Here is a 24,616-nt window from a genome sequence, read left to right as displayed (position 1 = left end):
GCGGCTCGCAAAGCGGCACCGCACACCTCTACAGTGATTGTTGAAGAGCAAATCACTTCTGCAGGGAGGTCCGTGATGGCTGAGCCCGAGGGATCGGCACTGGAGGAACTGCGCGCCCGGCGGGAGACCTTGCGGGAACGCTATCTGCGCGCCGCCCCCGGCCGGCCCGCCACCACAGCCGCCGGCGTCCACCACGTCGCCTTCATCTGCCGGGACGTGGAGGAGACCATCCGCTTCTACCAGGAGCTGCTGGGCTTCCCCCTCGTCGAACTGGTCGAGAACCGCGACTACAGGGGCTCCACGCACTTCTTCTTCGACATCGGCAACGGCAACCTGCTCGGCTTCTTCGACTTCCCCGGCCACGACCACCCGGAGTTCGCCGAGACCGTCGGCGGTGTACAGCACCTGGCGCTGTCGATGACGGACGAAGCCCACGCAGCGGCCCGCAGCGCCCTCGACTCCGCGGGCATCGAGTACGCCGGACCGGACCGCGGCGTCGAGGAGAGCCTGTACCTGAAGGACCCCAACGGCGTGCCTGTCGAGCTGTACCGGGAGCGCCTCGGCATCTTCAACGGCAAGAAGATCGTCTGAGGGTTCCCGTCCGACCGGCCGCCGGCGCAATCCACGTCGCCACAGCTCTGTCCGCTGCCCCTCGCCGCTCGTTACGCTGAAGCCCCTTCCGATGAGAGAAACAGGAGGAGCGCACGTGGCCGAGCGCACCACCACCAGCACCGCGACCAGGCCGGACCTCGATCTCACCAACGCCCGCTGGCAGTCGGGCACCCAGCAGATGGGCGGCGTCGAGATCGCCTTCGTGGAGGGCTACATCGCGATGCGCAACGGCCGCACACCCGAGATCCCGGCGGTCATCTTCTCGCCGGGGGAGTGGAACGCGTTCGTGCTCGGTGCGCGCGACGGACGCTTCGACCTCACCTGACACTCCGCTGCGGCGAAGCCCAACACCCCCGCGCACTGCGGCAGTTCACCCTCACAGGTCGCCGTGAGCCGTTGCGCCGCAACGGCTGGGGGCCCGGATGCGGGCCGCGGCTGTCCACCGGTCGGCCGCGAAAGGCGCCCGCCCCGCCGGACCGGCCGGAAGGCCCCGGAGTCGAGTGCCGCTGCCGGGCGCCGTCTGCGCCGTCATGGTGACGTCCCGCACCTCCGGGGCGGCCGGCCCGGGACCGCCCGCCTCCGGGCCAGGTGCCGGCACGGCGCAGGGGCTCCGGACCGGTGGCCGTGACGGGTCCGTGACCATGATGAGACGCCCCCGGGGAGAGGTACGCCGTGGGACGTACCATGTCCGCATGTCGTTCCTCCGCCGTCGCAGCGCGTCCGTGCCCGCAGGTCCGGACTTCGATGTCCTGGCCATGGACCCGACCGACTGGCCCGGCAATCTCGGTGCGGGCCTGCTGCCCGCACCTGACGGCACCTGCCAGGGCGTCTTCCTGCGCTACGACCTGTTCGGCGGCCGCGGCCCGGCGATGATCATCGGCAACCTGCCGGAGGGCTCACCGGCCCGCGAGGTCACCGGCAGCCAGGTTCCCTTCGAGGTGGCGCAGCTGATGGCGGCGCTGGAGAACGACGAGGCGATCGAAGTCACCGGGGTCGAGGACGATCCGGTGATGCACGAGGACAACCTGCTGATCGTGCGCCGCGTGAAGTGCTCCGAGGAGCGCGTCTCGTGCGTGCAGTTCGACCGCAGCGACGGGGTGCTCGTCACCATCGCGAGCTGGGACCGTCCCATCACCAACGACCTCTACGCGCTGCTGAAGCCGCTGCCCGCCGAGATGTTCCAGCACTGACCCACTCCCGGCCGTCACGGGCCGGCGCCGGCCGGTACTGAACAGCCCGTGCCCGCGACAGGAGCCCGGCAGCCCCGGCCGGCACCTTGGCGGTGCCGGCCGAGGTGCCGGGCCCCTCTCGCACTCCCTGAGCCGGTTCCGTCAGGAGCGGGTCACCTTCACGTCATCCGCCTTGACGAATGCGACGCGGTGCCCCAGCTGGATCTGGTAATACGTGAGATCGCCGCGCACCACCTTGAACTTCTCCGCCTCCGGGTCGAACTCCTTGGCGTAGAGATACTCACCGCGCGTCTTGAGCCCCGCTGCGTACGCCTGGCCCGCCTTGATCCTGTAAGGCAGCGGCGAGAGCTCCTGCGCCGGGATGCCCTCCGGGTAGGCCTCCTTCTCCGGGTAGGCCCGCCCGTACACCGGGATCTCGTCCTTGCCGTCCTTGGGGACGATCAGCTTGCCCCGGGCGGGAACCGCCGTGGGCAGCTTCTTCGGGTTGTGGAACCAGGCCTTCTGCCCGAGGTACCAGATCGCCGTCCAGTCGCCCTTGCGGCCGGCCACGGCGTACTGCTGGCCCGTGCTGGCCCGGGCGCCGGTGTCGTTGACGCCGGTGGTGGACTTCCCGCCGGGGTGCAGCCCGGTGTCCTGGACCAGCTCCGAGTCCGCGTCGGGCGCGGTGTGCAGGCGCACCGCGCCCGAGCCGTGTGCCGGGCAGGGGTCGCCCGAGTCGTCGCACTTGGTGTACTCCGGGCGGTGCTTGCGGTAGTCCGGCCTGATGGTCAGCAGCTTGCCGTCCGGTGCGCCCTTCGGTACGAACGGCCGTCCCAGCAGCGTGAAGTAGTGCTGCCAGTCGAAGTAGGGACCCGGATCGGTGTGCATGCCGGGGATGTTGGCGGTGGTCACGCCGGGCACGTTGTCGTGGCCGAGGATGTGCTGCCGGTCCAGAGGGATGTCGTACTTGTCCGCGAGGTAGCGCACCAGGCGGGCCGAGGAGCGGTACATCGCCTCGGTGTACCAGGCGTCGGGGTCGGTGAGGAAACCCTCGTGCTCGAGCCCGACAGACTTGGCGTTGACGTACCAGTTGCCCGCGTGCCACGCGGCGTCCTTGCCCCGTACGTGCTGGGCGATGTGACCGTCGGAGGAGCGCAGCGAGTAGTTCCAGGACACGTACTTCGGGTCCTGGATCAGGTCCATCACGGTGTCCCAGTTGCCCTCGGTGTCGTGCACGATGATGTAGTCGACCGAGGCGGAGGCGGGCCTGCGGGCCTTGTCGTGGTTGCCGTAGTTCGGGTTGCCGTCATCGTCCGTGTACTCCTCGTACGGGGCGGGCAGCCACTCGCACGACACGCTGCGGGGGCACTCCGGCTTCTGGCCGGACGCGGAGCGGAGCTGCGCCTGCCCGGTCCCGTCCGCCTGTGAGGGGTCCGCACGCAAAGAGGGGTCGGCGTCGAGCCGCACCCGCTGGCCCGAGTCCGTGGTGCGCTGCTCGCCCGAGCGCATCACGTCGAAGACGTCGTCCGCGAACGCCGTTCCGGTGCCGCGCTCGGACGCGCCCGGAAAGGAGGCCACCGCGCCGTACCAGTCCGCCGGGTCCGGACTGAGCGGACGTCCCAGCTTCTTCTGAGCGGCCGCCAGCAGCGCGGCGCCGCCCCGCAGATTCGCGGCCGTGGACTCGCGCAGTTCCTTCCTGGTCAGGCCCGTCAGCTTCGCCGCCCGTTCGGCTGTGCGAAGCCGGGCCGGCAGGTCGCCGGGCTTCAGGGCTTCGTCGCCGTCACTGGCCGCGGCGGTCTTCAGCGCCGGACGTGCCGTGTCGCCGCGGGGGTCCTCCGAGCCGGAGCCGAAGTGGCCGCCGTGCGCGGCGGCGGACCGGGCCAGCGCCGTGCGGGCGTCCGTCAGGTGCATCGGTCCGTACCCGCCGGAGACGCTGGGGGCACCGTCGTGAGCGTCCCACCGGGACTGCAGGTAGGACACCCCGAGCAGCACGCTCTCAGGGACGTGGTGGTCCCCGGCGGCATCCGCGAACTGCTGCTGAAGGCGTGAGGTGCCGCGCTGCTCCGCCGTCGCGTACGGGCCGGCCGATACCAACGGGAGCAGCAGGGCCGTCGCGGCGACGCCGGTGCCGGCGGCCCACAGGGCACGCGAGCGGCGTGTGCGTGGCACGCCCTTGCCGAACGCACCACGGGCGAGGCGTCTGAGCGGGTCGGGAGCTTCGTGAACGGGACCAGAACTTCCGGGTGATCCGGGCAATGCGGCCTCCTCGGTCGGGGCTCGTCGCATGCAAGTGCGAGCAGGCCTCAGAGGTATCGGTTGCCCGACCATCCGTCAATGACCGCGAGAGAAGGAGAAGTCGCACGTCAGCGTGGTGTGTTCGGGAGAGCGCGGGGGCGCCGGCACCGCCTGCGGGGCGTCACCTGTCCAGACCGGTGACGCCCCGCAGGTGACGAGCGGATACGGGCCGGAACCCCCGCTCGCCGGCAGCCCTACCGCGTGCCCACCGCCGCACGTACCGCACCCCTCGCGAGACCGCAGTCGTCGTGCAGCCGCCGCAGCAGCAGTCGTTGCTGCTCGCCGGTTGCCATGGCGCCGGGGCGTTCCTGGCCCGCAGGCCCGGCGGCAGGGGCGGGATCACGCATGGTGCGCTGGATGGCCGACTCGTACGCACGGATCTCACGCGTCAGCACCAGCATCAGATTCACCAGGAAGGCGTCCCTCGCGGCCGTGCCCTGAGCCTGGGCGAGCTGGCTGATGTGCCGGCGGGCCATCGGTGCGTCACCGAGCACCACCCACAGCGTTGCCAGGTCGTAGCCGGGCAGGTACCAGCCGGCGTGCTCCCAGTCGACGAAGGCGGGGCCCGGCGGGGCGAGCAGCACGTTGGTCAGCAGGGCGTCACCGTGGCAGAACTGCCACGGCGGGACGCCGCCGGTGCCGTGCCCCTGGACGGCCCCGTGGAGCAGCGTCTGCAGGTCCCCGAGGTCACGGTCCGTCAACAGGCCTTGCTCGTGGCAGCGGGAGAGCCGTGACGGGTAGTCGATCGGGCGGGTGAAGGCCGACGCCGGCGGCTGCCAGAGGTTGAGCTTGCACAGCGCGCCGAGCGCGGCGCGCAGGTCCGCGCGCGGCGGCGTGTCCAGCAAGTGGCGCCGCAACGCCGCCACACGGCCCGGCATGCGCTCGATCACCAGCACGCACTCGTCGGGGTCCGCCGCCACCAGCCTCGGCGCCCGCACCGGGGGCCGGTGCCGTACGAAGGCCCGGTAGGCCGCTATTTCGTGCCGGAAGCGTTCGACGGACGTCTCCGCCTTGTCCATCAGGCACTTGGCGACGACGGCGTTGCGCCCGGCCGTGCCCGAGACCAGGACGGAGCGGCCGACCCGGCGCAGCACCTGCACCGGGTGGAACTCGGGGCAGATCCGGTGGACGGAGGCGATGGCCGCACGCAGCTGCGTACCGTTCGGGCCGGACAAGTCCAGCCTCCCGCTGACGGATTGAGATCCGGCGCCGGCCGGCTGCCGCGTCCGCACGGGGCCGCTCCTTGGGGCGGACGGCCGCGCCGCGGAGGGGTCCGCGGGAACCACGGGAGATCCGCCACCGTGAGGTGGCACGCCGAACGGCCGGAGCGGTGCGGACACGGCGGACGTCGCTGGATGCATGGTGAGCAGGGTCCCTTCGTACGCCGACGGGTCGCGCGCCGTCCGGGCCCGACCGGACGGCGGCCCGGCACCCTGGGGAATGCCTGGCCGTTCCGGACGGGACCGGGGTGGCGCGTTTCTACAGCACACCGGCGCGCGGGTGGCACACCATCTGGCGGACCCTGGCGAACCCTGGCGAATGGTCGCAGGGCAGTTGAGCGGGGGTTACTGTCAACTCAGCCGAGAACCTGGGGGCTTGACGTGACAAAGGGACCCAACACCCGTCTCGCGGACCTGTTCGGCCTCGCCGGCTGGTCCAAGGGCGAGCTCGCGCGGCTGGTGAACCGGCAGTCGGTGGCCATGGGCCACGCTCAGCTGTCGACCGACACCTCGCGGGTGCGGCGTTGGATCGACATGGGGGAGACCCCGCGCGATCCGGTGCCGAAGGTGCTGGCGGCTCTTTTCACCGAGCGACTCGGCCGTGTCGTGACCATCGAGGACCTCGGGTTCAGCAGGCCAGGGCAGTCGGCCAGACGGCAGCAGTCCGGACTGGACGGAGTGCCGTGGGCACCCGAGCGGACGGCCGAGGTACTCACCGAATTCACGGGAATGGACCTCATGCTCAACCGACGCGGCTTGGTGGGCGCGGGCGCCGCGCTCACCGCAGGATCGGCACTCAGCAGTGCCATGTACGACTGGCTCCGCGGCGACCCGGGCTCCGCCGCGGGCGTTCCGCAGTCCGGCTTCCCGGGTCTTGCCCGCCATGCGGACCAGGCAGCCATCGACAGGTACGACGCGGCCCCCGTGGGATCGCAGGAGATCGAGGCGCTGGAGCACTCCGTCGAGGTCTTCCGCGCCTGGGACGCCGCACGGGGCGGCGGACTGCAGCGCAAGGCGGTCGTCGGCCAGCTCAACGAGGTGGGCGGCATGCTCTCCTACCGCCACCCCGAGCGTCTACAGCGGCGGTTGTGGGGCGTGGCGGCGAACCTCGCGGTGCTCGCCGGGTGGATGTCGCACGACGTCGGCCTGGAGCCCACTGCGCAGAAGTACTTCGTCATCGCCGCGCACGCGGCGCGCGAGGGCGGCGACCGGCCGCGCGCCGGCGAGGCGCTCTCGCGTGCCGCACGGCAGATGGTGCACCTGGGCAGGCCGGACGACGCGCTCGACCTGATGAAACTGGCCCGGTCCGGCTCGGGGGAGGAGACCCTGCCTCGTACGCGGGCGATGCTGCACACCATCGAGGCGTGGGCACAGGCCTCGATGGGCCAGGGGCAGGAGATGCGGCGCACTCTGGGGGAGGCCGAGGAGCTGTTCGCCTCCGACAAGGGCGATGTGCCGCCGCCGAGTTGGATGCAGATGTTCGACGAGGCCGATCTGCACGGCATGCAGGCGCTGGCCTTCCGGACGCTGGCCGAGCACGAGCCGTCCGCGGCCGGTGCGGCGGAGGCGCACGCCATGCGCGCCCTCGAGTTGCGGGCCGACGGGCGGCAGCGCTCGAAGATCTTCGACTGGATCTCGCTCGCCTCGGCCTACTTCATCGCCGACGAGCCCGAACAGGCCGACCGTTACGCGCGCCTGGCCGTCGTCAGCATCGGTGAGAACTCCTCGCACCGCACGTGGGACAGGCTGCGGGAGATGTACCGGCTCACAGGTCAGTACGCGGGCCACGGCCTTGTCGACGACCTGCGGGAGGAGATCCAGCACGTGCTGCCCAAGCAGCCCAGGACGCCCCGGCTCTCGGGTGAGCCCAAGCCGGTCCGGCTGCCCGGGAGCAGGGGGCTGCGCTCGGTGTGAGCGTCAGCAATCCCCGTGCAGGCCGGGCCGGTTGGGGGTCCGCGAGATGCCCTGAGCCGGTGCGGCCGGGCCACCGCCGCTGAGGGCGCCGCCCCGCGCCGGCAGTCACGCGGGGGTCGGAGGCAAGCCCGCGGCGCCGGTGCGCCGTGGCAGCGTCCGGCCGCACAGCGGGCCACGTCCGGCAGGGCGGCGTCCCGGGTCAGCCGTGCAGTCCGTGTCAGCCGTGCAGATAGCGCTCCGCGACAACCGTCGGGTACTCCACAGGCGTTCCGCGCTCCAGCGACCACGCCAGGCGCAGGTACTGCGCATGCGTCCACGCGAGCGGCGTGGCCGACGCCGTGCCCTTGCCCGACTGAACCTCCGGGACCGGGGGCCGGTCGTCCCAGACCTGCTCGGGCAGCATCAGGGTCTCGCCGGCCGTGGCGGCGATGTCGCGCAGCCGCCTCTCCGCCGACTGCCGGTCCCCGCAGAGGAGTTCGTACTCCCCGCGCTCACCGGAGAAGATCGGCCAGACACGGCCGTAGGTCGTCTTCACCTCGGGACGGTCGACGGTCCAGGCCTCGCCGTCGGGCTGCTCGCCGTAGCCGTCGCCGCTGTAGCGGTGCCAGTGGCGGCCGGAGGGGGTGTCCACGGCGAGTTCGCGGTCCACGACCTCGAGGGAGTTGCGGATCACCGGGTCGTCGGCGGGTTTGATGCCCAGCCGTACGAGCTCCAGGAAGCCGGCGTCGACGACGCTGCGCTGGTCGGCCTTGCCCTCGTTGTTGTTGCCGAGTTCGTACGCCGTGCCCGCGTTCGGCTTGCCGTCCTTGGTCAGCCGCAGATAGTAAGGCTCGGAGGAGTGCGGGCCGTTGGTGCTCACCGTCCAGCCGTCGAGCGACTCCCGCCACTTCTCGGCGGCCGCGAGGTACTTGGCGGCGTCGGCGGCCTGTCCGCCACGCTGCATCAGATCCGCGAGGCATACCAGCGCCGCGATCGCGGAGGCGATGGTGGAGGGCGAGTAGCCGCTCTGCTCCTCCCAGCGCTCCTGAGGGCTGAAGGGCGCCCTGTAGCCCTCCTCGCTCTTGAACTTCAGGATGAAGTCGGCGCCGCGGCGCAGGTGCCGCAGGGTCTTCTCGTCGTGGCGGTCGAGTATCCAGGCGAGCAGCATGGGCGCCGAGGTCTCATCGAGCTGGATGTTCGTCCAGAACGGTGTGCCGTCGACCTTGTGGTTCTGCGACCAGTGCCCGTCGGGCATCTGAGTGCGCAGCAGATGGTCCATCGCCCGGTCCGCCGCGTCGCGGTCGCCGGCCGCGAGCAGTCCCGTCCCGATGTGGTAGAGATCGCGGGCCCACACAAGGTGGTACGAGCCGGTCTCGGGCGCGATGTGGCGGTCGGTGCCGAACGCCCACGGCATCGACGGGGAGGCTATGAAGGCGCCCGGGTTGCGTTTGTCCTCGCCGGCCGCCAGCGTCACGACCGACGCCGTGTACAGCGCCTGGTCGGAGGGCGAGCGCAGGCATCCGGGGGCCTTCGGCAGACCCGCGAGGTATGCGAGCCAGCCGCGCTCGTACGCGCCGTCGGCCGCCTCGAAGCCCCGCCGCAGCGATCGCTTCGCGGTGCGGACGGCGTCCGCGGCCTGCTCGCCGAAGCCGAGCACGACCGTCTGCCGGGTCCGGGCGCGCCCGTCCATCCGGAGCCGGCCGAGCTGCACGACGTTGCCGGGGCCGGCCGTGGCGTAGCGGTGCTTCAGGCGTCCGTTGTTCTCGGAGAGCTGGGTCCAGCCGTCGTTCACGTCGAGGTAGCCGACGGTGGACTCGGCGAACCCGTCCTGGGCGACCAGCGCGCTCGCCGCGTGCTTGTCCTCCGCGACCAGCGCCCCGCCCTGCGGGAAGGCACTGTCGTCGTTGCCCTCTCCGGACAGCGACGGGTCGTGCAGGACGAACACCTGCAGGGGAGCGCCCGTCTCCGAGCGCACCTCGACATCGATGAGCACGCTCGCGCGCTCCGGGTCGGTGACGTACCGCGTGACCGCGCGCCAGCCGGTGCCCCTGCTGGTGAGCCGGTAGCCGGGTGCCCCGCCGTCGCCGCAGAGTTCGGTGCGGGCCTCGCCGTCGCTGAGGCGTTCGGCGAACGTCTTCCCGTCGGTGATCACCAGCTGCGTCTGCCGGCTTGCGGGGGTGCTGAGGTCCGGGTAGTACGTCTCGCTCATCCTGCCGCCCTGCAGGGTGAACCAGACGGGGCTCTCCTTCGTACGGGAGGTTCCGAAGCCGGTCTTGTCCGCGGGTGCGAACGCGGCGCTCGTTCCCGGACCCCCGGGTGCCTCCCCCGAGGGGCTGGCGGCGGCTCCTGCGCCCTCGGCCCCGGCCCGGGCAACGCCGGCCAGCGGGACGGGTGCGGCGATGGCCGACGCGCCGACCAGCGCTGCTCGCAGGAAGTTCCGACGGGAATTGGTACGCACACATCCTCCAGTCGAGGAGAGGAACGGGGCGATCGACCGGCGCCCCTCGGTGAGTTCACCACGTGAAGCCGCTTGGTCGGACGGCCACGTTTCGGGTGAGCGAAAGCTTCGTCGCGGAAGAAGGCGACGTCAAGAGAGAGTGATCTGACTCCAAGAAATGAACGCACACGGGTGTTTTCTTCTGTGCCGTCCGGCATGTGGTACTGGCTCCGCACGCCACAACGAGGCTGTGAGCAAAGGCAGTTGAGTCAGCCGGTCACACGGGCGACCAGGACGCAGGCGTCGTCCGTGCGGTCCCGGTCGCCGAACTCCTCGATGACCGTGCGCAGGCACTCCTGCGCGGACCCCGCCGAGGCGAAACGGTCCGCGAGGTCCAGCAGCCGTCCGGGCGCGCCGCGTTGCGCGTCCGTGGCGTTCATCAGCCCCTCGCGCGGGGCGAGTCCGTCCGTGTGCAGCACCAACACGTCGCCGGGCTCCAGCACTTCGGTGCTCTGCCCGTACGCGGTGCCCGAGGTCGCACCGAGCAGCACTCCCTGGGGCGGGCGCAGCACCCTGCTCGTGCCGCCCCGGAAGACGACCGGCGAGGGGTGGCCGGCCTGCGACCAGGTGAGGGTGCGGTCGCGGGCCTCGTACCGGCAGCACACCGCGCTGCCCAGAGCCGGCTGCGCCGAGGTCTCCAGCAGCTGGTTCAGATGCCCCATCAGCGGGCCCGGCCCCACCCCCGCGAAAGCCATGCCGCGGACCGCGCCCAGCAGCATCGCCATTCCGGAGGCGGCGGCGACTCCGTGACCCGTGAGCTCCCCGGCGGACAGGAGGGTGGCGCCTTCGGGCAGCTCCAGCGCGTCGTACCAGTCGCCGCCGATCATGGCGCTCGCCGCGGAGGGCAGGTAGTGCGAGGCGATGTCGAGTGCGAGCCCGGCACCGGCGTCACGGACGTGGCCGGGACCGCTGTGCGGGATGCGCCAGGAGCCGCGCCACGGCGGGAGCACCGTCTCCTGCAGCTCCACCGCGAGCCTGTGCTCGGCACGGGCGGCGTGACGTTCGCGGCGCACCGTCTCATGGATCTCGCGCACGGCGAGTTCGCTGCGGCGCAGCTCGCTGACGTCCCGGAGCACGGCCCACATGGCGGCGGTGCCGCCCTGGCCGTCGAGCACCGGTTCGCCCAGCAGGTGGAGGGTGCGCACGGCACCGTCCGGACGCATGATCCGGAACTCCCGGTCGATCGGCCTTCCGTCGACCAGGCAGTCGGTCACGGCGGCAGCCAGCAGAGGCTGGTCGTCGGGGAGCACCCACGAGGGCAGTTCGTCCAGGGAGAGCGGGCCGTCTTCCTGTGCGCGGCCGAAGATGCCGTACAGCTCCTCCGACCAGGACACCTCGTCGGTCAGCAGGTTCCACTCCGCGCTTCCCACCCGGCTCGTCAGCGCGGAGGGCCCGCCGGAACCGGATGCGGCCCGGCCGGTGCCGGCCCCGTCCGGTTCCGGCGGGGAAGGTGCGCCCGCGCGGAGCCGGCCGAGATGTTCGCCGAGGTCGTCCAGCTGGTGGGCCGCGAGATCGCACAGGGCGCGCTGCCAGCGCCGTGCCGGGTCCTCCGCCCCCTCCGCGTCCTCGTCCGCCGCGCGGGGCCGTACGGCGTCGATGCCACCGCGCAGATGCCTGGCCTGCCGGATGAGGGCGTCCAGCACTCCGCGTTCGGGCGGCTGGGCCGGACGGTCCGCATCGACGTGGGAGGGCATCGAGGTCTCCGATACGGGAAGTGAGGGCTCGGTTACGACTGTTGCACAGGCTGCGACCGGCCGTAAGTGGTTTCGCGATACCCGATCCGGTGGTGCTGCGGACATATGTCGCCGGTCAGCCCGCCCGGAGCGCGTGCGGCGGTCGGGCCGGGCGGAGGGTGCCGGTAGGCTCACGGCCCGTACGGGACGGAGCGGTCCGCCCATTCCGCTTCTCCCTCCGCCCCCGGCAAGGAGTAGAACGGCTCGCAAGGGCAAGGATGCTGGTCAACGGAAATCCCGTTGCCAGTCGAACACCCCGCACCGGATGCTGACCCTTATGTTCGCCGATTCCGTCGATTCAGGCATAGCGCCCAGCGGTACGCTGCTCGGCCTCCTCCAGAGGGGGCGCGGCGACGGCACGCTGCACGCTCTGGCTGCGCCCCGCGCCGAAGCGCTCGCCGCGCTGAGGCAGTGCGTGCTCCACGATCCCCGGCGGGACTGGCAGATCGAACACCGCTCGCTCTACTACGCCCGGCTCCACATGGAGCTCGACGCCTCGGTGGACTACATCGGGGAACACCTCTTCGCGCCCGAGGACGAACTCCCGCCCGCGGGTGACTGCGAGGCACGCACCGGGCTGGCCTTGTCCGTGCTCGGCCACCTCGCGTCCTACGACAACAACGCCGCGACGGAACTCCTGCGCAGATACGCCGCCTCGGGCGCCAACTGGCAGTGGGCCCTGGACGAGCTGGCCGTACGGGACGAGGACGCCGGGCTGCGTCTGCTGGGCCCCGCCGTCCTCGCCCGCTTCCCGGAGACGAAGCAGGGCGACGCCGACCTGGCCGCGGCGGCCAAGGACGCCTTCGAGCCCAGGCCCTGGCGGCTGTGGGCCGAGGACCCCTCCCGTCCCGGACAGGCGGAGCGGCTGCGGCGGGTCAGGGAACAAGGGTGCTTCGACCGCTGGCAGCGTCAGCTGCACGGTCAGGGCCCCCGCCCCGGGTGGAGCGTGCGCGAGGTCCTGGACTGGGCGCAGGAGGGGTGCGAGCAGCATCCCCCGGTCCACCGCGAGGCGGCCGCCGCGCGGTGCCTGTCTGCCGTCGCGGGCCCACTGGACCGCGAGGAGCTGCTCGCCGCCGCCGCCGGTCAGCGCGATGCCGCCCGCGCCGCCGCGCTCCGGCATCTCGCCGACCGCGGTGACCCCGAGGCTCTCGACCTCATCGAGGAGGCCGCCGCCGATCCGTGCGAGAGCGTCGCCGAGGCCGCGCTGTCCGCGTTCGCGCGGATGCGCAGCACGGCGGCCGTCGTGCGGGCACGGAAATGGGCCGCCGCGGCCGAAGGGTCGCTGCCCGAACACCTGACGACCGCGGCCGCCGAGATGCTCGCCTGCTGCGGCGGCGCCCAGGACGCCGGCGCGGTGCTGAGAGCCCTGCGCCGAACCGTCCGCAACGACGGCCCGGACAGCGACGCGCTGTGGCCGCTGGTGGACGGCGCCGGCCGGCTCGGCGTCAGCTCCGCCGCCCCGGTGCTCCGGCACATCTACCGGGAGACGGCCTCCTCCCAGCTGCGGGGCCGCGCGGCCGGGGCGCTCGCCCTGACCGACCCCTCGTTCCCGGCGGGCTTCGCCGTGGAGTGCCTGTGGGACTGCGAGGAGACCACGAGGGCCCTGGCCGCCGAGTACGCGGCGACGGGGGACGAGCGGGTCGTCGAGAGGCTGCGGAGACTCGCCTCCGATCCCGCGGAGGAAGCCGGTGTGCAGAGCGCGGTGCGCGGCAGGCTCAGTCCGGAGTCCGGGCGCTGACGGGCAGTTGACTGCGTCGTGCACGCGCGGGCCGGTCGCCGGGCGGTGCCGGTGCGGGCAACGGGCGTTTCCGCGCGCCGGTTCGGGCGACGGCGCTTCGGGTGAAGGTGCTTCGGGTCAACGGCGGTCCGTGCACCTGACGGTGAGGCAGCTGCCCGTCGGCCACCGGATGTCCAACACGCCCTTCCCGCACAGTCCGTACGGGCGCCTCCGGGTGAACTCCCCGAGGGGCGCACAGAAGAGGGCCGCACGCTGGTGACGTAACCGACATCAAGGGGTGTTCCGGGCGTTGTCACAGTGACCGCATAGTGTGTCTGTCGTGACTGAGCACGCCCCGCCGATCCTGCCTTCCCCGGCCCCCGGCCCCGCGGCCGACGAAGGGCTCGCGCGCCGGCTCCGCGCGCTGGCGTGCACGGCGCCGCTGCACGACCTCGACGTCCGCAAGGCCAACCTCGCGGGGGAGTACAGCATTTACGCGATGGCGGAGGTGGCGCTCAGCGCCATCGACCTCGTCACCCTCCAGATGGACTTCGACACGGGTGCCGACCACGAGGACGTCGTCGCGAGGCTGATGCCCCGTATCTCCGCGCAGGCCCCCGGGCGTCCCGCGGCGGAGCACGAGCGCGTCGCCCGGTGGGTGCTGGAGAACCTGCTGAACGTCGGAAGCGTCGACCGCGGATTCCGCGCCGTGTACGGCACGTTCGGGCCGGAGGGCTCCTATGTGCGCCGTGACTACGACTTCAAGCTCATCGAGGAGGTCCCCGGCCCCGGAGGCAGCGTGTATCTGCGCACCACCGACGAGGCGGTCAACGTCCTTGTGGGCGCCCTCGACACGGACGTCACCAGCGCCCAGATCGCCGCCGAGGTCAAGCTGGAGGTCCTCATCAGCCGCGGCCGCCTCGCGGACGCCCAGCTCGCGGCAGAACAGGCCCGCTACCGCACCGTGCAGTACGCCGAGACGCTGCGCCGCACACTGGAGGCCACCCGTCGCAACGTGCGCGCGGTCGACTGGCTGCGCACCGTCCCCGACATGATCACCGAGGCCCTGGAGCACGTCGCCGAGCGCTACCGCCATGAGAACGCGATCCTCACCAACATCCGCCGCGCGCGCGACGAGGCGGCGTCGGAACGCGGCCCCGACCACAAGCGCCGTGCCGCCGAACTCGTCGACATCGTCAAGGACTGCATCCGCAGGCACACCCAGCTCCAGTCGCGGCTGCTGGCGGCCGGGCCGCTCTTCCGCGCGGAGCAGGACAGGCAGGCCTTCGCGCCTCCCGCCGCCCGGGCCGGGCTGGACCTGTACGGCCAACTGCTCGCGCCGCTGCTGCCGTTGGCCGTGGAGCGCGCCGGTGCCGTCACGGACGCCTTCTTCGCCCGCGGCGTGGGGATGCGCACCCCCGGCGCAGTGCGCCTCGGCGACCTGACGGAGATGCTGCTCACGCCTCCGGCGCCCCGCGAACACCTCGGCGCCGAGATGCCGGAGCCCGATCTGATCGCCACCCCCGACGACAGCAGGTTCAGCGAGGAGCAGCTGGAGTCGGCGACGGCACTGCTGGATCTGCCCGCCGACGCGCCACGCAGACTCTCCGGGCTTCTGGCGGACGCCAGGCGCCTCGACCCCGAACTGCCCTATCTGGTCGCCCTCCTGGCTGTCCACGCCGCGAGTCCGCCCGTGGGCACCGCCTGCCGGCAGGGCGAGCGCAGACTCCTCTTCGCCGTGGACGACGGTGAGGAGCTGAACGACGAGGAGTTCGGGGGAGCGGATCTGGTCGTCGGCACGGCCGAGTTGGACGCAGTCGGGACGGCGTCCGGCCGGGAGGTCCGCGAGAGCCGCGAGGGGGCGGCGTGAGGCACCTCGGACCTCTCCCCGGGCCCCAGCCGCGGAGACCCGCAACGGGCAGGGGCCGGGCGAAACCGGGACAGCCGGGTGCCGCTCCGCCGGTCCGTGAACGGCGGCGCGGGGCGCGCCCGTTGACCCGGAGTCGCAACTCCCGCCGGCGGATGCGGCCCCTCTTCCCGCTCTCCCCCCTCTTGTCCTCCGCCTTTCGCCGGCATCCGTGTCCCGCATCCGTGCCCCGCATCCGACCCATGCGCAGGAGTGACGCACCAGTGACCGAACACCACGACGAGGGCGCCGGTCCGGCCTCCGGCACCTCCGCCTCTTTCGCGGGCCCGGAGGCCCCGGAGGCCGCGACAGCCGACGCGGCCCCGCCGGCCGGCGGCTCACACGCAGCCGTCACTCCCGCCGACACGGCCGACGCCGCGCGCCTTGTCTCCTTCGGACTGCACCCCAAGCTGCTCCCCGCCCGTGACGCCGAATACGCCGGACTGCTGCGGCGCTACCGCGACGAACCCGCTTTCGCCCGCCTCGCCGACGCCGTCGCCGCCGGACTGGGCCTGGTCGTCCTGGAGGTCTCCAGCAGGGCGGGAATGGCCCTCGCCGCCGGTGAGGAATCGGCCTTCGCCGTCCGCATGGGCGACTACTCACGGCGTGCCACAGCGGACTCCGCCGACCGCTTCCTGCACGGGCTGGCGCATCTGGCCGTCGCCGCCATGGCCTTTCCCCGCCCCGAAGACCTGGCCGACGACGCCTACATCGGCCGCATCTCGGTCAACGGGGTGGACTCCTTCGTACGGCAGGCCTGCCGCCGGCTCGCCGAACGCGCGGAGGAGAGGGGAGAGAACCCGGACCCGGCCGCCGACGCCCCCGGCCTCGAGGCCGCCTGGCGGGTCTACGCACGACGCAGCACCACAGGCGCCACCAAGGACGCCCGCAGGCTCGCAGGTTCGACGACCGGCATCATCGGCAAGGCCGTCGCCTTCCTCGTCGACTCGGGATTCCTTCAGCGCACGAGCGACGACGCCGGAGGCACCTTCCGCACCACGCCGCGCTATCAGCTCCAGGTCCGTGACATGGCGGGCAGCGCCGCCATGTCCGAACTGCTGGAGCTGGGCGTCGTCCCCGTCAGCGACGGAAGCGCCACGCTCCTTCCGGCCGCCGACGGGGAGGAGTCGGAGATCGAGGGGGAGGCAGCCCTTCCCTTCCACACCTGACCAGGGCCGCCCGGCTTCCCCGTGCTCCCCCTGCCTGCCCGCCTCCCGGCCTGCCGCACCGAGTGCCCGGGCCGGTGCCTGTGCCCCCGTACCCGTCCCTCAGCCCGAGCCGGCGCCGTGCAGCGCCACGCGAGACCCGCCGAACACCACGACCACGAGAGCCCGCCACCATGTACGAGCTGTCCCGGATCCGTCTCTACTCCATCGGTCCCGCCGGTGCGCGCTATGCCGACACCGTGCTGGATCTGCGCGGAGTGGGCGGCCCGGTGCCCAGCCCCGCTCCGGCCCAGGCCGACTTCTTCGAGGAGGAACCGGGCGGGCCGCCACGCCGCCCCGCCCCCGCGGGAGTGCTCTTCCTGGAGAACGGCGGAGGCAAGTCCGTCCTGCTCAAACTCATCTTCTCCGTGATGCTGCCGGGTCACCGCAACACGCTCGGCGGCGCGAGTTCAGGCGTGCTGCGCAAGTTCCTCCTCGCCGACGACTGCGGGCATGTGGCGCTGGAGTGGCAGCACACGCGGACGGGGGAGACCGTCGTCGTCGGCAAGGTCAGCGAATGGCGCGGCCGGCAGGTCTCCAGCGACCCGCGGAAGTTCGCCGAGGCGTGGTACTCCTTCCGGCCCGGCCCGGGGATGAGCCTGGACTCGCTGCCCGTCGCCGAGTCCGCCGCGCTGCGGCCGCCGTCCGAGGGCACGTCGTCGGCACGGGGACGGCGCCGCACCATGAAGGGCTTCCGCGATGTGCTGACCGAGACGGGGAAGGCCTACCCGAACCTCGACGTCACCTGGGAAGAGGTGCACGAACGCTGGACAGAGCGCCTCACCTCTCTCGGTCTCGACCCCGAACTCTTCCGCTACCAGCGGGAGATGAACGCAGACGAAGGAGAAGCCGCCGGTCTCTTCGCCGTCAAGAACGACTCGGACTTCACCGACCTGCTGCTGCGCGCCGTCACCGACACCCGCGACACCGACGGACTCGCGGATCTGGTCCACGGGTTCGCGCACAAGCTCGGCCGCCGCAGCGAACTCACCGCCGAACGGGACTTCACCGCCGGCTCCCTGGACCTGCTGCGCCGCATCGCGGAATCCGCGGAGCAGCGCCGGCGGGCCCGCGACATCCACGCCGCCGCCGAAGTCCGCGCCCGGACCCTGGTGCACCGCCTCGCGGCACGCGGCAGCGCGGAGCGCAGCCGCGGCACCGGACTCGCCGGCCAGGTCGCCGAGGCGGAGGAGAGCGTCACCCGTGCCGGTGACACGCACGGCCGCTCGTCCCTCGTCGCTGCCGAACTCGCCTACAGACACGCCTCGTTGGCGCTGGAGAGCGCGGAGAAGGCCGCCTCGGCACAGCGCCGCGAACTCAGCGAGGCCCGCACCTCGCACTCGGCCTGGCAGGCTGCCGAGACGGTGCTGGCCCACCGCACCGCCGCCGATCGTGCCGCCCGCCTCTCCGACGCAATCCGCGAGGCCGAGCGGGACGCGGCGCCCGCCCTTGCCGCCCGCGCCACGGCCGCCGCCGGTCTCGTCAGGGCTCTTCACGCAGCCGCGGAGACGGCGGAGCGCACCGCCGCCGAGGAGGAGGAACGCTCGGCACAGCTCCAGGCCGCCTCGGAGGCCGCGCACAGCGACGCGACGGCGGCCGCGACCGAGGCCCAGCGTGCCCGCAGCGAGACCGGCCATCTGCGCCAGCGCCTCGCGGAGGTGGAGCAGGAGACCGAGGAGGCCGTGCGCGCCGGCTGGCTCGAGGCGGGCGAGGAGGGCGACGGCGAGGCGGACCCTGCCGCCGCCGCGCTGACCGCCGAGGACGCCGCGCAGAGCCGCACCGCCGCCTGGGAGGAGTCACGCGAGGCCGCACGCCGCGCCGCCGAGCGCGCCCAGGAGGCGAGCGCCGAGCTCTCCCGCGCGGAACTCGCCGCCGCCCGCGCCGAAGACGCAGCCGAAGCGGCCTCCGCGGCCCACACCGCGGAACGGCGCGTGGCCGAGGCTCTGGGCACGGAGGAACGCCTCGCCGAGCTCCTCGGCCTGCCGCACGCCGGCACACATGTCGCCCCGGGCGCGCGCCCCGACGGGGATCCCGCACCTCCCGCCGTGCCCTCCCCGCGCTCGGCACGCAGTGGCGGCGAGGAGACGGCAGCAGCGGGCCCGTCCCCGGGCGGCGAGGGGGCCTGCGAGTCCGGCACCGCGAGCGCCCTCACCGCCGAGGAACTGGACGCCGGGGGCGAGTCGCTGACGGAGCTGCTCGACGACGCCGTCGCGGCCTGCGAACGGCAGCTGTTCGAGCTGCGGACCGCCGCGGCGGAGGACTCCCGCATGCTCGGCGCACTCGGCGACGGGGGCCTGCTGCCTCCCGCACCGGATGTCACCGCGACTGTCGACTTCCTCGGCGAGCACGGCATCCCGGCCCTGCCGGGCTGGCGCTACCTCGCCCAGGCGGTCGCCCCCGCCGACCACGCAGACGTGCTCGCCGCCCGTCCGGAGCTCGTCGACGGCGTCGTCATCACCGACCCGGCCAGCCACGCACGGGCCCAGGAGGTCCTCGCCGGCGCGGCGTTGCTGCCGCGCTCCGCGGTTGCCGTCGGCACGGCCGCGGCCCTGCTGGCGCCCGTTCCCCGCGAGGGCTCCGCCGCGCGCCGCGACGACGTCTTCCTCGTCCCGCCGAACCCGGCGATGCACGACGAGCAAGCCGCCGACGAGGAGCGCCGCCAGCTGCGCACCAGGGCACTCGCCCGCGACGAGGAGATCCGCGCCGTCGCCGCCCGGCTCTCCGAGGACCGTACGCTCGCCGCCCGCCTCGCCTCCTGGCGCACCGGATGCCCTCCCGGGCGCCTCGCGGAACTGGCCGCGGCCGCGGAGGAGACCCGCAACGCGGCGGCCGCCGCCCGCGAACGCCTCGCGCACGCACGCGCCGCACACGAGGAGGCGGAGGAGGCCGCCGCAGACGCGGCGCGCGCACGGGACGAGCGGCAGGAGCAGGCGCAGCAGGCACGCCGCCGGGCCGACGCCCTCGCGGGCCTCGCCTCGCGGCTGCGCGAGCGGGGTGGACGCGTGAACCGGCTGCGCGCCCTGGCCGACGAGACGGCGGAGGCGGAGGAGCGCGCGGAGACCTGCCTGGCACGTGCCCGCGCCGGCGACGAGGACAGGCGTGCCGCACAGCGCGCCGCCGACGACGCCCGGCGCACCGCGCGCGCGTTGCGGGCCGAGCGGGCCCAGATCGCCGGCGTCCCCGACGACATCGACGAGACCCTCCAGCCGCCCGACGGCACGTCACTGCCCGCACTGCGCGAGGCGTACAGGTCGGCCTCCAGCCTGTACGACAAGGTCGGCGTGGGCGCCGACCTGCGCGCCGAGCAGGCTCACGCGGAGAGCGACGAATCCGCGGCCCGAGCCGCTCTGGACCGGCTGACCAACAAGGTCCGCACCCGCGCCGCGCAGCTCCTGGACGGCCCCGACGGTGCGGACGGCCCCGCCCGCCAGGCCGCGGCGGCACGCGCCGAGGCGCGGGTGCAGATGCTGGAGTCCCGTGCCGCGGCCGCGAGCGAACAGCTGGGCAGGCTGCGCGGCGAGGCGGAGCGGCTGGCCCCGGCGCAAGGCGGGTGCCACACGGATCTCCCCGCGGGCATGGAGCCCGCGGACGTCGAGGAGGCCCAGCGTTTTCTGCGCACCGCAAACGCCGAACTGGCCGCGCACAGCGACGAGTTGGACGAGGCTCGCAGCGCGCACGCCGCTCTCGTGCGGGCGCACCGTGCCGCCGAGGAGGCCGCGGACGGATTCGACGAGACCGCGGGGCTCCTGCGCGACCTGCTGCGCGACCCGCAGCAGGCCGCGGAGACCGGTGAGGCCCCCGAGCCCTACCCCGGCTCACCCGCCGAGGCACGCCAGGCCGCCGCGGAGGCGCGCCGCTCCCTGCGCGGCTGCGCCGCCGACCTGTCGGCCGCCGAGCAGGCGGTGCGTGAGGCGTCCGACGTGCTCGTGCGGCACGCCAACTCCTCACGGTACGAGCAGGTCCGTACACCGGCCCGGCAGCAGATCCGCGAACTGCCCGCCTCCGCGCTCCCCGACCACGCCTCCGCCTGGGCCGAGGCCTTCGCCCCGCGGCTGCGCGTACTCAGCGACGAACTGGAGCAGCTGGAGCGCAACCGCGACAGCATCGTCGACCGGCTGCGCGGCCTCGTGGAGTCGTCACTTGCGACGCTGCGCTCCGCCCAGCGCCTCTCCCGGCTGCCGGAGGGGCTGGGGGAGTGGTCGGGCCAGGAGTTCCTGCGCATCCGCTTCGACGACCCCGACCAGGCCGTTCTGTCCGAGCGGCTGGGCGGCGTCATCGACGAGGCCACCCGTACCGCCGTGGCGAAGAACTCCGACCTGCGGCGGGACGGAATGTCACTGCTCCTGCGGGGAGTTCACGCCGCCCTCGAGCCGCGCGGGGTGTCCGTCGAGATCCTCAAACCGGACGCGGTGCTGCGTGCGGAGCGGGTGCCGGTCGGACAGATGGGAGACGTCTTCTCCGGCGGTCAGCTGCTGACGGCCGCCATCGCCCTCTACTGCACGATGGCGGCCCTGCGCGGCAACGACCGCGGCCACGAGAGGAACCGGCACGCGGGGACGCTGTTCCTCGACAACCCCATCGGCCGCGCCAACGCCACATATCTCCTGGAGCTGCAGCGGGCCGTCGCCGACGCGCTCGGCGTCCAGCTGCTGTACACGACGGGGCTGTTCGACACGACGGCTCTGGCCGAGTTCCCCCTCGTCATCCGCCTGCGCAACGACGCGGACCTGCGGGCGGGACTGAAGTACATCAGCGTCGAGGAGCATCTGCGCCCCGGACTGCCGCAGCAGGACCCGGAGGAGGAGCCCGTCCAGGGGGAGATCACCGCGACGCGCGTGTTCCGCCGGCCCGACGGCGACGGCCGGCAGCCCCGGGTCCCGGCACAGGCCGAAGGTCCGCGCCGGGAGCCCTGACCGCCCGTGCAGAACGGCGCCGGCCCCCTCCGTGGTCCGGCGCCGCGCGGAAGCCACCCTCGGAGACCATCCAACGATGCCAACGGCCAACGATGTCCGGAATCAATCCCCGTTCCGCCGCGGCCTGTTGGAATTCACCGCCGGTTGCCGTCCATGCTCCCGCCTGTCCGCGTGCGCGGTTCCCGGCCCCGGCCGTCGCGGTGCGCCCCCTGCTTCGTCCGCGCTCTGGCCTTCTCCACCGCCCGCTGGCGGGCCACACTGCTGGGTTCCGAGAGCACGCCGTTACGCTGCCGCCACACCTGACGGGTCACCCACACATCCAGGACCGCCCACGTCGCCACGACGGTGCTCACCACGGTGGAGATCACCATGGGGAAGGCCAGCCACACCTGCGCGAGCGAGCAGAGCACCGCCACCATCAACTGGACAAGCGTCACCGCTACGATCACGAGCGCCCGCACTGCCGCAGAACGTACGGAATCCGGCAGTCTGGGCTTCGCGTACATGATCCTTTCACTCCCCCCTCAATATCCCCCACACGTCACACGTTTCCACGTCAGTGGCTTGCGCCACAATCCAAGGACACGTGTGGGGCATCACCGGACATCTCAGGATGAGGAACCCTGGACGGCCGGTTTTCCCGCTCGGACACACCTACGACTCGGTCCTGCGTCAGTAGTAGGCTCAACGCCGTTTGCTGTCGGAACTCGCCCCCGTGCGGAGGGGGTTGACTAGGGGAGGCCATGCGCTTGCGCGGGAGGTCTATCCGCCGGAAGATCGTGGTGCTGCTGCTGGTGCCGCTGCTGTCTCTGGTGTCCATATGGGCCTTCGCCACGTACGTCACCGGCCGCCAGGCGCAGCAACTGCTCAACGTGGTCAACACCGTGGACAAGGTGGGCGATCCGGCGCGGGACGCGGCACAGGCGCTCCAGCGTGAGCGGCGGCAGGTCATGGTCTATCTCGCCGATCCGCGCGGTTCCGAGGCGCTCACCCAGCTGAAGCAGCAGCGGAAGGACACGGACGCTCAGATCGCGAAGCTGCGCGACAACGCCCGTTCCCCCGGGATGCGTTCGAACCTCACGGGCAACGCGCACCAGCGCCTCGACGCGATGCTGGACAAGCTGGACAGCCTGAAGAAGGTCCGCAAGGCCGGGGAGAACACGCTCACACGCGGCGGCGCCTTCCAGGCCTACAACGAACTCGTCGACCCCTGCTACAACTTCCTCAGCGCACTCGGCGGCCTCGACGACGTGGACCTCGACAAGCAGGGACGCGCCCTCGTCGGTCTGGACCGGGCCCGGGAGTACCTTGCGCGTGAGGACGCGCTGATGGCCTCGGCAATCGCCTCCGGGACGATGACCAAGGGGGACCGGCGCGCGTTCTCCGACCGGATCGCCGAGCGGGGCCTGACCTACCAGACGACGCTGTCCGAACTGCCCGCCGAGGAACGCCAGAACTTCGAGACCTACTGGAACGGCACCGACGGCCTCACACTGCGCAGCTACGAGGACGCCGTCATCGCGGCAGGAAGCCGCGGCACCGACGGAGTCGTCAACGCGGAGCGCTGGCAGGCGGCGACCTCCACCGTTCTCACCGACCTCGAGCGCATGAACTTCGAGGCCCGGGACCGCTACGAGCGGCGCGTGCAGCCCGACGCGACGAAGGTGCTCATCCAGGCCGGCGCGGCCGGTCTCCTCGGTGCCGCGGCCGTCATCGCCTCGGTCGTCATCTCCTTCCGGGTCGGCCGCGGCCTCGTACGGGATCTGCGCACCCTGCGCAGGGAGGCCCAGGAGGCCGCGGGCGTGCGGCTGCCGAGCGTCATGCGCCGTCTCGCCGCGGGGGAGACCATCGACATCGAGACGGAGGCGCCGAGGCTGGAGTACTCGCAGGACGAGTCCGGTCAGGTCGGCCAGGCGGTGAACACCCTTCAGCGTGCGGCCGTCGAAGCGGCCGTCAAGCAGGCCGACATGCGCCGCGGCGTCTCCGAGGTGTTCGTGAACCTCGCCCGCCGCAACCAGGTGCTGCTGCACCGTCAGCTGAGCCTGCTGGACCACATGGAGCGGCGCACCGAGGACTCCGACGAACTCGCCGACCTCTTCCGCCTCGACCACCTCACCACCCGCATGCGCCGTCACGCGGAGGGTCTCGTCATCCTCTCCGGCGCCGCACCGTCCCGTCAGTGGCGCAAGCCGGTGCAGCTGATGGACGTCGTGCGGGCCGCCGTCGCCGAGGTCGAGGACTACGAACGGATCGAGGTGCGGCGCCTCCCGCGGCTCGCCGTGGACGGCGGCTCCGTCGCCGACCTCACGCACCTCATCGCCGAACTCCTGGAGAACGCCACCGTCTTCTCACCGCCCCACACAGCGGTCCAGGTCCTCGGCGAACGGGTGGCCAACGGCTACACCCTGGAGATCCACGACCGTGGCCTGGGCATGGCCCCCGACGCGCTCCTCGAGGCGAACCTGCGTCTCGCGGAGACACCGGAGTTCGAACTCTCCGACACCGACCGCCTCGGTCTGTTCGTGGTCTCCCGGCTCGCACAGCGCCAGGGCGTACGCGTCTCGCTCCAGCCCTCGCCGTACGGCGGCACCACCGCCGTCGTCCTCGTCCCCGGCAGGATCCTCACCGAGACCACCGGTCAGGACGACGACCGCCTCGAGAGGGCACCGGCCGGCAACGGTGTCTCCGGCACCCGGCTCGACGCCCTCACCCGCGGCCCCTCGGGGGCCGGCCCCTCGCCGACGCCGCGACAGCGTGCGGCCCTGGACGGAGCAGTCGAACTGGAGGCTCCGCTCGGCCAGTTGGAGGAGGGGCCGGGACGCGGCAGCCGCAAGGAGGACGCGGACGCAGTCGCCACTGCGCTGCACAGCGCCGGCCCGCCCGACCGGGGCGGCCCGAAGCCCGGCCTCGAGCAGCACCAGCAGGCGGAGGACGGGGCCGACGGCTCCTCAAGGCCCAAGTCCCCCCAGGGCGACGGCAAGGGAGGACTCGCTCCGCTGCCCCGGCGCCGCCCCCGTACCCCCGTGCTGGTCGCGGACCACGGGCGTACCGTCGGCAGTCAGGAGCCGGAGGACGGGCAGGACACGGACGAGGCCGGGCAGCGCACGGAGGGACGCGGGCACCGCGACGGTGCGGACCGCCCCGCGGAGGCGGGAGCCGGCACGGAGCAGTCCGGCGCCTCCGCACCGTCGGCCACGGTCGCCGGCCTGCCCCGCAGGGTCCGGCAGGCGAACCTTGCGCCCCAGCTCAAACAGGATTCGGCCGCGAACACGACGGGGCGCGGCGAGAGCCGCCGCTCCGAGGATCTGGCGGACCGCGACGCGGACGAGGTACGCAGCAGAATGGCCTCGCTCCAGCGCGGCTGGCAGCGTGGCCGCCTTCAGAACGCCGGCGCATCGGGGGACGAGGCGGCGGAGTCAGCACAGGGAACGACACCGGAGGGGGACGGTCGATGAC

The 24,616-nt window shown here is 72.8% G+C and carries 14 protein-coding genes; 9 read left to right on the top strand and 5 right to left on the bottom strand.

Going from position 1 to position 24,616, the window contains the following annotated elements; all coding sequences use genetic code 11:
* Window positions 1–75: 75 nt before the first annotated feature.
* The 3 genes from EV375_RS01290 to EV375_RS01280 all read left to right on the top strand — a co-directional run bounded on the left by EV375_RS01290 (window position 76) and on the right by EV375_RS01280 (window position 1,802).
* Window positions 76–591 (top strand): VOC family protein, encoded by a 516-nt coding sequence (locus EV375_RS01290; protein ID WP_130297787.1) that lies wholly within the window; start codon window positions 76–78, stop codon window positions 589–591.
* A gap of 115 nt (window positions 592–706) precedes the next feature.
* On the top strand, window positions 707–937 hold the full coding sequence (locus EV375_RS01285) for a DUF397 domain-containing protein (protein ID WP_055488784.1): 231 nt from the start codon (window positions 707–709) through the stop codon (window positions 935–937).
* A gap of 367 nt (window positions 938–1,304) precedes the next feature.
* Entirely contained in the window at window positions 1,305–1,802 is a 498-nt protein-coding gene (locus EV375_RS01280) for a hypothetical protein (RefSeq protein ID WP_055488785.1), read from the top strand.
* A gap of 141 nt (window positions 1,803–1,943) precedes the next feature.
* Here the strand turns inward: EV375_RS01280 and EV375_RS01275 are convergent, their stop codons facing one another.
* A complete protein-coding gene (locus EV375_RS01275; RefSeq protein WP_130297786.1) occupies window positions 1,944–4,067 on the bottom strand; it encodes a peptidoglycan recognition protein family protein in 2,124 nt (707 codons plus the stop codon).
* Window positions 4,068–4,270: 203 nt separating this feature from the next.
* A complete protein-coding gene (locus tag EV375_RS01270; protein ID WP_130297785.1) occupies window positions 4,271–5,437 on the bottom strand; it encodes an aminoglycoside phosphotransferase family protein in 1,167 nt (388 codons plus the stop codon).
* Window positions 5,438–5,677: 240 nt separating this feature from the next.
* Here EV375_RS01270 and EV375_RS01265 point away from each other — a divergent pair, with 240 nt between their 5' ends.
* Entirely contained in the window at window positions 5,678–7,210 is a 1,533-nt protein-coding gene (locus EV375_RS01265; RefSeq protein ID WP_130297784.1) for a DNA-binding protein NsdB, read from the top strand.
* A 217-nt stretch (window positions 7,211–7,427) separates the two neighbouring features.
* Here EV375_RS01265 and EV375_RS01260 read toward each other — a convergent pair whose 3' ends face one another.
* Both EV375_RS01260 and EV375_RS01255 read right to left on the bottom strand, forming a co-directional pair.
* Window positions 7,428–9,647: a glycoside hydrolase family 15 protein gene (locus EV375_RS01260; RefSeq protein WP_207227960.1), complete on the bottom strand. Its 2,220-nt coding sequence runs from the start codon at window positions 9,645–9,647 to the stop codon at window positions 7,428–7,430.
* A gap of 248 nt (window positions 9,648–9,895) precedes the next feature.
* Entirely contained in the window at window positions 9,896–11,380 is a 1,485-nt protein-coding gene (locus EV375_RS01255; RefSeq protein ID WP_130297783.1) for a SpoIIE family protein phosphatase, read from the bottom strand.
* 316 nt (window positions 11,381–11,696) lie between these two features.
* Here EV375_RS01255 and EV375_RS01250 point away from each other — a divergent pair, with 316 nt between their 5' ends.
* The 4 genes from EV375_RS01250 to EV375_RS01235 all read left to right on the top strand — a co-directional run bounded on the left by EV375_RS01250 (window position 11,697) and on the right by EV375_RS01235 (window position 21,160).
* Window positions 11,697–13,157 (top strand): HEAT repeat domain-containing protein, encoded by a 1,461-nt coding sequence (locus EV375_RS01250; RefSeq protein WP_130301520.1) that lies wholly within the window; start codon window positions 11,697–11,699, stop codon window positions 13,155–13,157.
* Between the two features lie 319 nt (window positions 13,158–13,476).
* Window positions 13,477–15,006, top strand: a complete 1,530-nt coding sequence (locus tag EV375_RS01245) for a hypothetical protein (RefSeq protein ID WP_130297782.1) — start codon at window positions 13,477–13,479, stop codon at window positions 15,004–15,006.
* Between the two features lie 239 nt (window positions 15,007–15,245).
* On the top strand, window positions 15,246–16,211 hold the full coding sequence (locus EV375_RS01240) for a hypothetical protein (RefSeq protein WP_130297781.1): 966 nt from the start codon (window positions 15,246–15,248) through the stop codon (window positions 16,209–16,211).
* A 170-nt stretch (window positions 16,212–16,381) separates the two neighbouring features.
* Entirely contained in the window at window positions 16,382–21,160 is a 4,779-nt protein-coding gene (locus EV375_RS01235) for a hypothetical protein (protein WP_130297780.1), read from the top strand.
* A 134-nt stretch (window positions 21,161–21,294) separates the two neighbouring features.
* Here the strand turns inward: EV375_RS01235 and EV375_RS01230 are convergent, their stop codons facing one another.
* Window positions 21,295–21,666 carry a hypothetical protein gene (locus EV375_RS01230; protein ID WP_130297779.1) on the bottom strand — a complete coding sequence of 124 codons (372 nt, stop codon included), beginning with the start codon at window positions 21,664–21,666 and terminating at the stop codon, window positions 21,295–21,297.
* A gap of 237 nt (window positions 21,667–21,903) precedes the next feature.
* Here EV375_RS01230 and EV375_RS01225 point away from each other — a divergent pair, with 237 nt between their 5' ends.
* Window positions 21,904–24,615: a nitrate- and nitrite sensing domain-containing protein gene (locus EV375_RS01225; protein ID WP_130297778.1), complete on the top strand. Its 2,712-nt coding sequence runs from the start codon at window positions 21,904–21,906 to the stop codon at window positions 24,613–24,615.
* The last annotated feature ends 1 nt before the right edge of the window (window position 24,616 follow it).

It is taken from the genome of Streptomyces sp. CNZ301 (assembly GCF_004217425.1).
Note: the sequence above shows the minus strand (reverse complement) of the source record. Positions and strands in the feature narration are given on the sequence as shown.

Coding starts and splice junctions, on each gene's coding strand:
- EV375_RS01290 (WP_130297787.1), top strand. CDS start 76: ATGGCTGAGCCCGAGGGATCGGCACTGGAGGAACTGCGCGCCCGGCGG.
- EV375_RS01280 (WP_055488785.1), top strand. CDS start 1,305: ATGTCGTTCCTCCGCCGTCGCAGCGCGTCCGTGCCCGCAGGTCCGGAC.
- EV375_RS01275 (WP_130297786.1), bottom strand. CDS start 4,067: ATGCGACGAGCCCCGACCGAGGAGGCCGCATTGCCCGGATCACCCGGA.
- EV375_RS01270 (WP_130297785.1), bottom strand. CDS start 5,437: ATGCATCCAGCGACGTCCGCCGTGTCCGCACCGCTCCGGCCGTTCGGC.
- EV375_RS01255 (WP_130297783.1), bottom strand. CDS start 11,380: ATGCCCTCCCACGTCGATGCGGACCGTCCGGCCCAGCCGCCCGAACGC.
- EV375_RS01250 (WP_130301520.1), top strand. CDS start 11,697: ATGTTCGCCGATTCCGTCGATTCAGGCATAGCGCCCAGCGGTACGCTG.
- EV375_RS01240 (WP_130297781.1), top strand. CDS start 15,246: ATGCGCAGGAGTGACGCACCAGTGACCGAACACCACGACGAGGGCGCC.
- EV375_RS01235 (WP_130297780.1), top strand. CDS start 16,382: ATGTACGAGCTGTCCCGGATCCGTCTCTACTCCATCGGTCCCGCCGGT.
- EV375_RS01230 (WP_130297779.1), bottom strand. CDS start 21,666: ATGTACGCGAAGCCCAGACTGCCGGATTCCGTACGTTCTGCGGCAGTG.
- EV375_RS01225 (WP_130297778.1), top strand. CDS start 21,904: ATGCGCTTGCGCGGGAGGTCTATCCGCCGGAAGATCGTGGTGCTGCTG.